12 protein-coding genes are annotated in these 12,236 nt (G+C 68.0%); 6 read left to right on the forward strand and 6 right to left on the reverse strand.

Annotated elements, in window-relative coordinates; genetic code table 11:
- Nucleotides 1–19: 19 nt before the first annotated feature.
- Nucleotides 20–880 (forward strand): ribokinase, encoded by an 861-nt coding sequence (locus tag G6N19_RS02030; protein WP_193465672.1) that lies wholly within the window; start codon nt 20–22, stop codon nt 878–880.
- Between the two features lie 95 nt (nt 881–975).
- Here the strand turns inward: G6N19_RS02030 and G6N19_RS02035 are convergent, their stop codons facing one another.
- The gene (locus tag G6N19_RS02035) at nt 976–1,371 is read right to left on the reverse strand and encodes a tautomerase family protein (RefSeq protein WP_013828413.1); all 396 of its coding nucleotides are present in this window, start codon (nt 1,369–1,371) and stop codon (nt 976–978) included.
- A gap of 76 nt (nt 1,372–1,447) precedes the next feature.
- On the reverse strand, nt 1,448–3,502 hold the full coding sequence (locus G6N19_RS02040; protein ID WP_193465673.1) for an NAD(+) synthase: 2,055 nt from the start codon (nt 3,500–3,502) through the stop codon (nt 1,448–1,450).
- 58 nt (nt 3,503–3,560) lie between these two features.
- Here G6N19_RS02040 and G6N19_RS02045 point away from each other — a divergent pair, with 58 nt between their 5' ends.
- The 4 genes from G6N19_RS02045 (at nt 3,561) to G6N19_RS02060 (ending at nt 6,945) form a co-directional block, all read left to right on the forward strand.
- Nucleotides 3,561–4,100 carry a cysteine hydrolase family protein gene (locus tag G6N19_RS02045; protein WP_041317594.1) on the forward strand — a complete coding sequence of 180 codons (540 nt, stop codon included), beginning with the start codon at nt 3,561–3,563 and terminating at the stop codon, nt 4,098–4,100.
- Between the two features lie 4 nt (nt 4,101–4,104).
- Entirely contained in the window at nt 4,105–4,953 is an 849-nt protein-coding gene (locus G6N19_RS02050) for a Sir2 family NAD-dependent protein deacetylase (RefSeq protein WP_013828410.1), read from the forward strand.
- A 10-nt stretch (nt 4,954–4,963) separates the two neighbouring features.
- On the forward strand, nt 4,964–6,205 hold the full coding sequence (locus tag G6N19_RS02055; protein WP_193465674.1) for an MFS transporter: 1,242 nt from the start codon (nt 4,964–4,966) through the stop codon (nt 6,203–6,205).
- A 146-nt stretch (nt 6,206–6,351) separates the two neighbouring features.
- The gene (locus G6N19_RS02060; protein ID WP_193465675.1) at nt 6,352–6,945 is read left to right on the forward strand and encodes a hypothetical protein; all 594 of its coding nucleotides are present in this window, start codon (nt 6,352–6,354) and stop codon (nt 6,943–6,945) included.
- A 17-nt stretch (nt 6,946–6,962) separates the two neighbouring features.
- Here the strand turns inward: G6N19_RS02060 and G6N19_RS02065 are convergent, their stop codons facing one another.
- On the reverse strand, nt 6,963–8,222 hold the full coding sequence (locus tag G6N19_RS02065; protein ID WP_193465676.1) for a cytochrome P450: 1,260 nt from the start codon (nt 8,220–8,222) through the stop codon (nt 6,963–6,965).
- Between the two features lie 104 nt (nt 8,223–8,326).
- Here G6N19_RS02065 and G6N19_RS02070 point away from each other — a divergent pair, with 104 nt between their 5' ends.
- Entirely contained in the window at nt 8,327–8,980 is a 654-nt protein-coding gene (locus G6N19_RS02070) for a TetR/AcrR family transcriptional regulator (RefSeq protein ID WP_193465677.1), read from the forward strand.
- On the opposite strand, the gene G6N19_RS02075 is transcribed toward G6N19_RS02070, so the two are convergent.
- From G6N19_RS02075 to obgE, 3 genes are read right to left on the reverse strand one after another with little or no spacing between them, the layout of a single operon-like run.
- Nucleotides 8,938–9,657 carry a PE-PPE domain-containing protein gene (locus G6N19_RS02075; RefSeq protein ID WP_193465678.1) on the reverse strand — a complete coding sequence of 240 codons (720 nt, stop codon included), beginning with the start codon at nt 9,655–9,657 and terminating at the stop codon, nt 8,938–8,940. The two genes, G6N19_RS02070 and G6N19_RS02075, sit on opposite strands and share 43 nt — an antisense overlap.
- Before the next feature lie 11 nt (nt 9,658–9,668).
- Nucleotides 9,669–10,772, reverse strand: coding sequence for a glutamate 5-kinase (gene proB / locus G6N19_RS02080; RefSeq protein WP_193465679.1), 1,104 nt, complete (start codon nt 10,770–10,772; stop codon nt 9,669–9,671).
- Nucleotides 10,769–12,214: a GTPase ObgE gene (gene obgE, locus G6N19_RS02085; RefSeq protein WP_193465680.1), complete on the reverse strand. Its 1,446-nt coding sequence runs from the start codon at nt 12,212–12,214 to the stop codon at nt 10,769–10,771. The genes proB and obgE overlap by 4 nt, the downstream gene beginning before the upstream one ends.
- Nucleotides 12,215–12,236 lie beyond the last annotated feature (22 nt).

Consider the following 12,236-nt stretch of genomic DNA (forward strand, 5'->3'; position numbering starts at 1 on the left):
GAATGCGAAGCTGGACAGTATGGTGGCGCAGCTGTGCGTGGTGGGCAGTGTGAATCTGGATACCGTGTTCACGGTGGCTGCGCTGCCCGCCCCCGGCGAAACGGTCCTCAGCTCGGCGCCGAGTAGCCACCCCGGCGGCAAGGGTGCCAACCAGGCGGTGGCAGCCGCGCGCGCCGGCGCCGACGTCTCGTTCATCGGCGCGGTGGGTAACGACGACGCCGGTCTGCGGTTACGCCGGCACCTCCGGGACAACGGCGTCGGCACCGACGGATTGACGACCGTCGCGGGTCCCAGCGGATCGGCGGTCGTCACGGTGGATCCGGCCGGCGAGAACACCATCGTGGTGGCGCCGGGGGCCAACGGCGCGCTGACGCTGGACTCCGACCACCGTGAGCTGATTACCAAGGCGCAAGTGGTGCTGCTGCAGCTGGAGATTCCGGTCACGACGGCCATCACGGCGGCCCGAGCGGCCCGCCGGGTGGGGGCGACCGTGATCGTCAATGTCTCCCCGGTCGGTGAAGACCTGACCGAGTTGGCGGGGCTGATCGATGTGGCGGTCGTCAATGAGACGGAATCAGCGCGGTTCAGCCATCCGGTACCGCATCGGGTGGTCACGCTCGGAGCGCGCGGCGCCCGCTACAGCGGGGCTGATGGCATCGTCGAGGTACCGGCTCCGGTGGTGGCCGCTATCGACACCTCCGGTGCCGGCGATGTCTTCGCCGGCGTGCTGGCAGCCGAGTGGCCCAGCGGCAAGGCACATGCGCTGCGGCTCGCCTGTGCGGCCGGGGCGCTGGCGACGTTGGTTTCCGGCGCCGGAGATTGCGCCCCGACCGCCGAAGCGATCCGTGCGGCGCTGGCGACCGGCCAACCGGGTGGCTGAACGCCGGCGGGGCTGGTTCCAGCCGCGTTGAGCCTGCGCTCAGGGCGGTAGTCGTCGGCGTGTCGCCGACCTGGACGCAGTCTCAACGCTTCTGCTCACACCCGAACGTTGAACCCCAACTCGACGTCGGATGCGGCCTGCCCGCCGCGGATCCCCCAGTTCTCCCGGTCCACCTCGTGCAGCGTGATCATCACGTGGTCGATCGGGATACCCAGCGTCGCAAGGCGTTCGACGATCTCCGCGTAGAGTTTCCGCTTGGCTTCCAGGGTGCGGCCGGTGAAGCAGTCGATCGAGACCAGAGTGCGGTACTCGGGTCGGGTGAACTTTTCCGGGACTGCGAACCGGTGCGGCTCATGAACCACCAGCCGGACGTTCTTGTCGTCGGCGGGCGTCTGGAAAGCCGCCACCAGCGCGCCGTGAACAGCGTCGATGATGGCAACTTCCTCGGCTTGCGAGTAGCGGCGGCGAACCTCGATCAGCACGGTCGGCATGGGCTACTTCCTACCAGAACCGCAGCGCAGCGCGGTCTCATTACGGGCGCAGCTCGACGAATCTAGCACCGCTGGGCTACTGCTCCGGGATCTCCCGTTCGATCTCGTCGAGCCAGATCCGCGCCGACATGTCCGACGGTGCCCGCCATTCCCCCCGCGGCGACAGCGAACCACCGTGGGAGACCTTCGGGCCGTTCGGCAGCGCCGAGCGCTTGAACTGGCTGAACGAATAGAACCGCTGCGCAAAGACTTTCAGCCAGTGCCGGATGTCCGCCAGGGAATAGGCCTGCCGTTTGTCCGACGGGTAGCCGGGCGGCCAGGACCCAGCTGCAGCGTCACGCCAGGCGTGCCAGGCCAAGAACGCGATCTTGGCCGGCGAAAACCCGTAGCGCAACGCTTGAAACAGTGCGAAGTCCTGCAACGAGTACGGCCCCACCTTGTCCTCGCTCCGCTGAATCTCCTCGCCGTCGGTCGCCGGCACCAGTTCCGGGCTGATCTCGGTGTTGAGCACCGAGGCCAGCACGGCGCACACGTCGGCGTCGAATTCGCCGGAGTTGATCACCCAGCGGATCAGGTGCTGGATCAGTGTTTTGGGCACCCCGCCGTTGACGTTGTAGTGCGACATCTGATCGCCCACGCCGTAGGTGGACCAGCCCAGCGCCAACTCCGACAGGTCACCGGTGCCCAGCACGATGCCGCCGCGCTGGTTGGCGATCCGAAACAGGTAGTCGGTGCGCAGCCCGGCCTGCACGTTCTCAAACGTCACGTCGTAGACGGCTTCGCCACGAGCGAACGGATGGCCCAGCTCGGCCAGCATCAGCCTCGCGCTGTCGCGGATATCGATCTCGGCGAAGGTCACCCCCAGCGCCCGGCTCAGCGCAGCCGCGTTGGCCTTGGTGCGCTCGCCGGTGGCGAAACCGGGCATGGTGAACGCCAGAATGTCACTGCGCGGCCGGTTCTCCCGGTCCATGGCCCGCGCAGCGACGATCAGGGCGTGGGTCGAATCGAGTCCACCCGACACCCCGAGCACCACCTTGGGATAGTCCAGGGCACGCAGCCGCTGCTCCAGGCCCGATACTTGGATGTTGTAGGCCTCGTAGCAATCCTGTTGCAAGCGCTGGGGATTCGACGGCACGAACGGGAACCGCTCGATCACCCGGCGTAGCCCGATGTCCCCGGAAGGCGGGTCCAGCGCGAACTCCACCCGCCTGAAGGACTGGACCGCATCGCGGTGATGGCGGCGGTTGTCGTCGAAGGTACCCATCCGCACGCGCTCCGCGCGCAGCAGCCCGAGGTCGACATCGGCGACCGAGCGACGGGCGCCGGTGGGAAAGCGTTCGCTGTCATCGAGCAGCGTGCCGTTCTCCCAGATCATCGTCTGGCCGTCCCAGGCGAGGTCGGTGGTCGACTCCCCCTCCCCGGCGGCGGCGTAGATGTAGGCGGCCAGGCATCGCGCCGACGCCGACCGCGCCAGCAGGCAGCGATCCTCGGCGCGCCCGACGGTGATGGGGCTGCCGGAGAGATTCGCCAGCACCGTCGCGCCGGCCAGCGCGGCCTGGGCACTCGGGGGCACCGGCACGAACATGTCCTCGCACACCTCGACGTGCAGCACGAACCCGGCCAGGTCGGTCGCGGCGAACAGCAGGTTCGGCCCGAACGGCACCTCGAGGCCGCCGAGCCGGATCATCCCGCGTTCGTCGGCGCCGGCGGCCAACTGGCGCCCCTCATAGAACTCCCGGTAGGTGGGTAGATACGACTTCGGCGCCACCCCGAGAATGCGCCCGCGGTGGATCACCACGGCGGTGTTGTAGACGCGGTGGGCATAGCGCAGCGGCGCCCCGACCACCAGCACCGACAGTAGCGGCGTCGAGGCCGCGACCACTTCTAGCAGCGCCGTCTCGACAGCGCCGAGCAGGCTGTCCTGCTGCACGATGTCCTCGATGGAGTATCCCGACAGCGTGAGCTCGGGAAAGACGGCCAGCGCGACGCCGTCGTCATGGCATTCCCTCGCCAGGCGCAGCACCGACTCGGCGTTGGCGGCCGGGTCGGCGAGCGTGGTGCGGTGCGTGCAGGCGGCAACTCGCGCGAACCCGTGCCGGTAGGCGTTGTAGAAGTCCCCAGAATTCTCCATGGCCTCCCATTCTCGCCCGGATGGTGTCAACGTGCAGCTTTCGGGTATCACCAGGGCCATGAGCGATACCGCGGTGGCCGTCGTCGACATGCTCAACGCGTACCGACATCCCGACGCGGCGCAACTGGCCGACAATGTCGCGAAGATCATCGAACCGCTGGCCGACCTGGTCGAACGCAGTCGAGCCGACGAGCAGGTCGACCTGATCTACGTCAACGACAACCACGGCGACTTCACCGCCGGGTTCACCGACATCATCGGGTCGGCCCTGGAGGGCGCACGCCCCGAGCTGGTTCGCCCCATCGTGCCGACCTCCGGCGATCGGGCGGTGAGCAAGGTGCGACACAGCGCCTTTTATTCCACTCCGTTGGAGTACCTGCTGGGCCGGCTCGGCACCCGGCGGCTGATCCTGACCGGGCAGGTCACCGAACAGTGCATTCTCTACACCGCCCTGGACGCCTACGTTCGGCACCTTCCAGTGGTGATACCGGTCGACGCCGTCGCCCACATCGACGCCGCACTGGGCGATGCGGCACTGGAGATGATGTGCCGCAACATGGCTGCCGAACGGTCGACCGCGGCGCAGTGCCTACGCTAGCCGGATGGGCGGAGCCGAACCGACGGTCTGCGACCTGCTCACGCTGCTGGCGGGCCGGCGGACCGCGGTGCTCACCGGCGCCGGCATCTCCACGGACTCGGGCATTCCGGACTATCGCGGCCCCGATTCCCCACCGAGCAACCCGATGACGATCGCCCAGTTCACCGGCGACCCGGTTTTCCGTCAGCGCTACTGGGCGCGCAACCATCTCGGCTGGCGACACCTGGCAGGCGCCGCGCCCAACGCAGGGCACACGGCGCTTGCCACCCTGGAAGCGTCCGGCGTCGTCACCGGGGTGATCACCCAGAACGTCGATCTGCTGCACACCCGGGCCGGCAACCGCCGTGTCATCGACCTGCACGGCAGTTACGCGGCGGTGGTGTGTTTGAGGTGCGGAACCATGATGAGCCGGTCTTCGCTGGCCGAGCAACTGGAGGAGCTCAACCCGGGATTCATCGCCCGAACCGGGCCGCTCGGCCCCATCGCGGTGGCCCCCGACGCGGACGCCGTCGTGACCGACACCGCATCTTTCCGCTACCTCGACTGCCACGCCTGCGGCGGGATCCTCAAGCCGGACATCGTCTACTTCGGCGAGAGTGTTCCCAAAGACCGTGTCGCCCAGGCGTATGCCGTTGTCGATGAGGCCGAGGCGTTGCTGGTGGCGGGATCGTCGCTGACGGTTTTCTCCGGCTACCGGTTCGTCCGCCACGCCGCGGCGCGCGGTATCCCGGTCGCCATCGTCAACCGTGGCCCCACTCGCGGCGACGGGTTGGCCGACGTCAAGTTCGACGGCGGCTGCTCGGCGGCACTGACCGTGCTGGCCGCTGAGCTTGGCGCCGTTTCGGTGCGTTAGTGCCCGACGAATGGGGCAGGATGTCCCGGTGAAACAGCGCCTCACCTCCGATCAGCGCAACTCTTTCCTGGCCGCCCTGCTGGGGTGGTCGATGGACGCCTTCGACTACTTCATCGTGGTGTTCGTCTACGCCGATATCGCCAAGACCTTCGGCCACACCAAAACCGAGGTGGCGTTTCTGACCACCGCCACGTTGGCGATGCGCCCGGTCGGGGCGCTGCTGTTCGGCCTGTGGGCCGACCGGGTGGGCCGTCGGATACCACTGATGGTGAACGTGATCTTCTACTCGACGGTGGGGTTCCTGTGCGCGTTCGCGCCGACCTTCACCGTGCTGGTGGTGCTGCGCCTGCTCTACGGCATCGGCATGGGCGGCGAATGGGGCCTGGGCGCCGCGTTGGCCATGGAGAAGATCCCGCCGGAGCGACGCGGCTTCTTCTCCGGACTGCTGCAGGAGGGCTACCTGTTCGGCTACCTGGCCGCCAGCTTGGCCTCGCTGCTGGTGAACGACTGGCTCGGGTTGTCCTGGCGCTGGCTGTTCGGGCTGTCCATCCTGCCGGCCATGATCAGCCTGCTCATCCGTTATCGGGTCACCGAATCCGAGGTGTGGCAGGCTACCCAGGACCGGATGCGGTTGACGCGCACCAGGATTCGCGACGTATTCACCGACGCCAAGGTGATCCGCCGGTTCTGCTATCTGGTGTTGTTGATGACGGCGTTCAACTGGATGAGCCACGGCACCCACGACATCTACCCGACATTCCTGAGCTCGAACGATGGCGCGGGGCTGTCCCATGTCACGGCGAAGTGGATCGCGGTGATCTACAACATCGGCGGCATCATCGGCGGGCTGATCTTCGGCTCGCTGTCGCAACGGCTGGGCCGCCGCTACGCGATCATCTGGGCGGCGGTGATGGGCCTGCCGATCGTGCCGCTGTTCGCGCTGTCGCACAGCGCCGGCATGCTGTGCCTGGGATCGTTTCTGCTCCAGGTCTGTGTGCAGGGCGCCTGGGGCGTGATCCCGGCGCACCTGACCGAGATGTCACCGGACGCGATCCGCGGCTTCTATCCGGGCGTGACCTATCAGCTGGGCAATCTGCTGGCCGCGTTCAACCTGCCGATCCAGGAGCACCTGGCGGCCGCGAACGGCTACCCGTTCGCCCTGGTTGCCACCGTGGTACCGGCGCTGATCGCCGTCGTGGCGCTGACCGCGGTCGGCAAGGACGCCACCGGCCGCAGGTTCGGGCCGACCTAGCCGACGCCCCTGGTCGAGGACCCGGTCTCCCGGCCGGTCACGCGCTAAAGCTTGCTGTTGACAGCGCCATTTCGACTGCCCTAGCGTCTACAAAAACCTGCCGTGTTCTAAACAAGTATGAGGGTCGGATTATGCATCATGGCCGAGTGGCCCTCATTCTCGGAGCCAGCCTGGGAATCGCGCTGAGTGGCGCGCTTGCCGCCAGTACGGTCGCCGCTGCGGACGCTGTCGAAGACGCCTGGCCGTATCTTCAACCGCCGTCGCCGGTGTTCCCGTATTACTACGCGACGGGGCTTCCGAGCATCCCCGGCACCGATCCGTGGTACACGGTCGACCGCGATTTCGCCAGTGTCCCGTATCTGTACAACTACTTTCACAACGTCGTCACCGCCACCCTCGACGGCCCGGAATACCCCCACGTCGGAACAGTTTCAGATGCCCTGATTTTGTTGCCAACCTTCCCCGCGGTCGGCGGACTCGTCGGAGCCCCGTTGTTCACGAACTACTATCTGGAGGATCCACAGCTGGGGTTCGCGGACGCCTTCAGCGTGCTGAACCTATTCACCAACACCTACCTCAGCGACACCGCGGGCGTGAAAGACGTGCTCAGCATTAATGGCCTGCCGCCGCTGACCCTGTTCGAATTCCCCACCGTCGACGCCGGCGGGCCGGCAACGGAATCGGCCGACGGATTCGCGCAACTGCTGGCAGAACTCGCAGACACCACTTCGAGCCTGTAGCGGCCGCGGCGTCGCCGTCAGAAGGTGCAGGGCATGGCGCGGATGCCGTGAATGAAGCTGCCCGCCAGATATTCCGGGTCCCCGGCTTCGATACCGGGTAGCTCCCGGAGCAGTTCGCCGAAGATGGCGCGCAACTGGGCTCGCGCCACATGGGTCCCCAGACAGTAGTGCTGCCCGCCGCCGCCGAACCCGACGTGCGGGTTGGGATCACGGCTCAGGTCGAGGCAGTCCGGCCCGGCGAACACCGTCTCGTCCCAGTTGCCGGAGGCATAGAACATGGCGACCTTCTCGCCGGCCCGGATGGTTTGGCCGCCCAGCTCGCAATCGGTTGCCGCGGTGCGGCGAAAGGTCATCACCGGGGTGGCGTAACGGATGAACTCCTCCACTGCGACGCCGATGCGCCGGTCGAAATCCTCCAGTAGCCAGCCACGTTGGGCGGGGTAGTCGGTGAGCGCCTTGACCGCGTGACTGGTGGTCTGGCGGGTGGTGTCGTTGCCGGCCACGCACAGCAATACGAAGTACGCCGCGATCTCGGCGTCGGTGAGCCGGTCACCGTCCACCTCGGCGTTGACCAGGCTGCTGAACAGGTCGTCGCCGGGTTTGTCACGCCGCGCGGCCGCCAGCGAGCCGGCCAGCTGGTGCAGGTACATGATGTTCTCGCCCATCACCGCCAGCGGGTCGCGCCCGTCGAGGAACACCGGGTCGTTGGTCGACACCAGCGCGTCGGCGGCACGCGCGACGGCTTCACGCTCGGACTCCGGGATCCCCACCATGTCCGCCAAGGTGCGCAGTGGCAGTTCCTTGGCGCAGCATTCGACGAAGTCGGCCCCGCTGCCGGCGGCCTTCAGTTCGGCGACGATCGCCGTGGCGCTCGCCTTGATCGCGTCCTCGATGCGCCTGATCTGCCGGGGGGTGAACGCCGCGGTGGCCAACTTGCGCAGTTTGGTGTGCCGGGGCGGGTCCATCGCCAGGAAGGACTGGGTGGTCTCGAGCAACTCGGCGGGAAAGTTCTCGAACATGACGCCCTTGCCCGACAGGAACACCTCGTTGGTGCGGCTCACCGTGACGATGTCGGCGTGCCGGGTGACCGCCCAGAAGCCGGGGTCGTCGGGATCGTTGAGCATGGCGTCCTCGACCGGAGGATGCCAGCTCACCGGCCGTTCGACGCGCAGCACCGCGAACGAGCGTTCGCGCTCGGCGGCGGTGGTGGACCAGAACGCGCGAGAAGACAGGTCAACAGCGTCGTAGCTGCGGGTGGACAGTGACGGCGCTGGCATGGATGCCCCTTCGCTATGACGACGATCACAGGCTGGTTCTGCTAACACTACGTCTAGACAGTATGTCTAGTCAATATGTCTGCCCAGCCGCTACGCTGGTCGGCATGGCATCGGTGACCCGCAAGCCCCCGACCAGCCGCCAACAACGGCGCGAGGAGATCGAGCGTCGGCTGCTCGACGCCACCGAGCGGCTGATGGGCGAAGGCACCAGTTTCACCGAACTCAGCGTGGACCGGCTCGCGACCGAGGCGGGGATGTCGCGCGCCAGCTTCTACATCTACTTCGAGGACAAGGGCCATCTGCTGCGCAGGCTCGCGGGCCAGGTGTTCGGCGATCTGGCCTCGGGGGCCGAACGCTGGTGGCAGGTGGCAGGACGTCGCGATCCTGACGATGTCCACGCCGCCATGACCGCGATCATCGCCAGCTACCGCCGACACCAGCCACTGCTGATCGCACTCAGCGAGATGGCCGGCTACGACCCGCTGGTGGCGGCCACCTACCGGGAGTTGCTGACGGGCATCTCAGGCCGGGTGGCCCGGGTCATCGAGGAGGGCCAGGCCGACGGTTCCATTCGCCGCGCACTACCCGTCGCCGCCACCGCCAGTGCACTGACCTGGATGGTGGAGCGGTCCTGCCAGCAGAACCTTCCTGCGCAGGACTCCGGCTACGACGCTGAACTCGCCGCTGCGCTGACCGAAATCGTGTGGGGCGCACTCTATCTTGCTGACGCCGGGCCGCCCCAGGCCGAGCGGTCGTAGCTGCTCTCGATCCGCTGACGCCTCCTACGCCGGGTGGGACACAACACGTAGGTGATGTTGCCGCGGTGGACCCGCAGGTTATCGCGGGCCTGGATGTCGACTCGGAAGTAGTTGTTGTGGACAGTCACCAGACCCAGCAAGGCATTGCGCACGGCCAGTGAGTTGACTTGTGCAGCAGGACGATTGGGGAAGTCGGCCATGCCGTCGTACTGGCGGCACAGGTCCGTCACCGCGAAGGGCGTGTGCTGCGGCACCCCGACGCCGCCGTAGTCGGGCAGCGTCATGAACTTCACCAGTTTGGGATCGGCCCGGTAGATGCCGTGGAAGGGCTGCTCAGGGTTGGCCAACAGCAGAAACGACACCTTGGCCGCTGGGACCGTCGAGGTCGGGCCGCGCTCGCGCAGCCATTTGCAGGCGACCTGCGCCCCCATGCTCACGGCGTAGACCAGCACGTCGTCGGCGTCAGGACGGCCGTCGAAGTGGGCGGTGAGCATGTCGTCGAGGGCCTGTGCGCCTCGTTCCACCGCTTTGACCGCGGGGACGTAGCGCAGGCCGTCGACGTAGGTGTTGGGGTACTTGACCCTCCGGATCTTCTTGCCCTTGGTGACCGCACCGCGGCACATGAATCGCAGCAACCCGCTCCATCCCGCCCCGTCGATGGTGAAAACGGTGCTCATCGGCGGCGGTCCTACACCGCCACCAGGTCGTCGGCGTGGACGACGGGGCGGCGCGCATCCGGCGCTAACTCCGCGGTGGAATGACCGATCATGGCCGCCAACTCCGTCGCGTCGTAACCGACGACACCGCGGGCCACCACCGCGGCGTCCGGGCCGCACAGGTCGACCACGTCGCCGCCATGAAACTTGCCCGCCACCGCGGTGATCCCGGCCGCCAACAGTGAGCGCCGCCGTTGCAACACCGCCTCGACCGCCCCGGCGTCGAGCGTCAACGTGCCCGCCGCGTCGGCGGCGTGGCGCACCCAGAACCGGCGCGCCGACAACCGTTGCGGCCGGGCCGCGAACACGGTGCCCACCGATGCGTGCGAGAGGGCTGCGGCAGCGTCGGCGGCGGCGGCCAGCAACACCGGAACGCCGGCATCGGCGGCCAGCAACGCCGCCGACAGTTTCGACACCATGCCGCCGGTGCCCAGCTGACTGCCCTCACCGGCCACCACACCGGTGAGATCCTGCGGGCCGGACACCTCGGGAACCAGCCGGGCCGGCCCCTTGCGGGGGTCAGCGTCGTAAAGGCCGTCGATGTCGGAAAGCAGCACCAGCGCGTCGGCGCCGACCAGGTGCGCCACCAACGCCGAGAGCCGGTCGTTGTCACCGAACCGGATCTCGTTGGTGGCCACCGTGTCGTTCTCGTTGACGATCGCCACCGCGTGCAGTGCCCGCAGCCGGTCCAGGGTGCGCTGCGCGTTGGTGTGCGACACCCGCATCGAGACGTCCTGGGCGGTGAGCAACACCTGCCCGACGGTGCGGCCGAACCGGCCGAAGGCCGCGCTCCAGGCGTTGACCAAAGCCACCTGACCCACGCTGGCGGCGGCCTGCTTGGTGGCCAGATCGGTGGGCCGTTTGGCTAAGCCGAGCGGTTCCAGACCGGCGGCGATCGCACCGGACGACACGATGACCACGTCCGAGCCGGCTTTCATCCGGGACTCGATCGCCTCGGCCAGCCCGGCCAGCCGGTCCGGGTCGAACATGCCGTTGTCGGCGGTCAGCGCGGTGGTGCCGATCTTGACGACGACGCTGCGTGCGGTGCGGATCGCCGCTCGGGCCGTGCTGGTCATGCCTCGTCCGACTGCTCACGCCGCTGCTTGCGCGCGATCTTGCGTTCGGCGGCCCCGACGCGTTCGGTGCGCTCCAGCCGGCTGTCGGTGCCCCGCCCGGACAGCGTGACGTCCACGCCGGCCGGCGTGGCCGGCTCCCAGTCGAAGGTCATCTCCCCGATGGTCACCGCGCAGCCCGGCGTGGCGCCCAGCCGCAACAACTCGTCCTCGACCCCGAGCCGCGCCAACCGGTCACCCAGGTAGCCGACCGCCTCGTCGTTGTCGAAGTTGGTCTGGTGCACCCAGCGCTCCGGGCGCGACCCTCGCACGACGAAACCGCCGTCGCCGTCGGGCTCCACGCTGAACCCGGTCTCCCCGGCGCGTATCGGCCGGATCACCGGCCGGCGCGCAACCGGCTCCGGCTGCGCCGCGCGGTAGGCCGAGACCATCTCGGCAAGCGCGAATGTCAACGGCCGCAGCCCCTCCCGGCTCACGGTCGACACCAGGAAAACCGGCCAGCCGCGCTCGGCCACGATGTCGTCGCGGACGAATTCGGCCATCTCCCGCGCTTCGGGCACGTCGATCTTGTTGAGCACCACCGCGCGCGGCCGATCCACCAGGTCGCCCAGCACCGAATCCCCTTGCATGGTCGGGGTGTAGGCGGCCAGTTCGGCTTCGATCGCCTCGATGTCGGAGAGCGGATCACGGCCCGGCTCGGCGGTCGCACAATCCACGACGTGCACCAACACCGCGCACCGTTCGATGTGGCGCAAGAAGTCCAAGCCCAGCCCGCGTCCCGCCGAGGCGCCTGGGATCAGGCCGGGCACATCGGCGGTGGTAAAGGTGTTGTCCCCGGCCGAGACCACGCCCAGGTTCGGTGCCAGCGTGGTGAACGGGTAGTCGGCGATCTTCGGCTTGGCCGCCGAGATCACCGACACCAGCGCGGATTTGCCGGCCGAGGGAAACCCGATCAGGCCGACGTCGGCGACGGTCTTGAGTTCCAGCGTGAGGTCGCGGGTCTCACCCTTCTCCCCGAGCAATGCGAAACCGGGAGCCTTGCGGGCCCGCGACACCAACGCGGCGTTGCCCAGCCCGCCGCGGCCGCCGGCGGCGGCCTCGAAGCGGGCGCCGGCGCCGACCAGGTCGGCCAGCAGCCGGCCGTGCTCGTCGAGCACGACGGTGCCGTCGGGCACCTTGATCTCCAGGTCCGATCCGGCAGCGCCGTCCTTGTTGCTGCCCTGGCCCTGCTTGCCGGACGCGGCCTTGATGTGCGGCCGGAAATGAAAGTCCAACAGGGTGTGCACGCCCGGGTCGACGACCAGCACGACACTGCCGCCGCGACCACCGTTACCGCCGTCCGGGCCGCCCAGCGGCTTGAACTTCTCCCGGTGAATCGACGCGCAGCCGTTACCCCCGTCGCCGGCGCGCACATGAATGACGACGCGGTCGACGAACCGGGACATCGAGCTTTCCTCTCACCCAACC

Source organism: Mycobacterium novum (genome assembly GCF_010726505.1).
Classification (GTDB): Bacteria; Actinomycetota; Actinomycetes; order Mycobacteriales; family Mycobacteriaceae; genus Mycobacterium; species Mycobacterium algericum.

Bases quoted from the DNA above. Each gene is read 5' to 3' on its own strand.
- G6N19_RS02030 (WP_193465672.1), top strand. From the start codon at position 20: ATGGTGGCGCAGCTGTGCGTGGTGGGCAGTGTGAATCTGGATACCGTG.
- G6N19_RS02035 (WP_013828413.1), bottom strand. From the start codon at position 1,371: ATGCCGACCGTGCTGATCGAGGTTCGCCGCCGCTACTCGCAAGCCGAG.
- G6N19_RS02040 (WP_193465673.1), bottom strand. From the start codon at position 3,502: ATGGAGAATTCTGGGGACTTCTACAACGCCTACCGGCACGGGTTCGCG.
- G6N19_RS02045 (WP_041317594.1), top strand. From the start codon at position 3,561: ATGAGCGATACCGCGGTGGCCGTCGTCGACATGCTCAACGCGTACCGA.
- G6N19_RS02050 (WP_013828410.1), top strand. From the start codon at position 4,105: ATGGGCGGAGCCGAACCGACGGTCTGCGACCTGCTCACGCTGCTGGCG.
- G6N19_RS02055 (WP_193465674.1), top strand. From the start codon at position 4,964: ATGGGGCAGGATGTCCCGGTGAAACAGCGCCTCACCTCCGATCAGCGC.
- G6N19_RS02065 (WP_193465676.1), bottom strand. From the start codon at position 8,222: ATGCCAGCGCCGTCACTGTCCACCCGCAGCTACGACGCTGTTGACCTG.
- G6N19_RS02070 (WP_193465677.1), top strand. From the start codon at position 8,327: ATGGCATCGGTGACCCGCAAGCCCCCGACCAGCCGCCAACAACGGCGC.
- G6N19_RS02075 (WP_193465678.1), bottom strand. From the start codon at position 9,657: ATGAGCACCGTTTTCACCATCGACGGGGCGGGATGGAGCGGGTTGCTG.
- proB (WP_193465679.1), bottom strand. From the start codon at position 10,772: ATGACCAGCACGGCCCGAGCGGCGATCCGCACCGCACGCAGCGTCGTC.
- obgE (WP_193465680.1), bottom strand. From the start codon at position 12,214: ATGTCCCGGTTCGTCGACCGCGTCGTCATTCATGTGCGCGCCGGCGAC.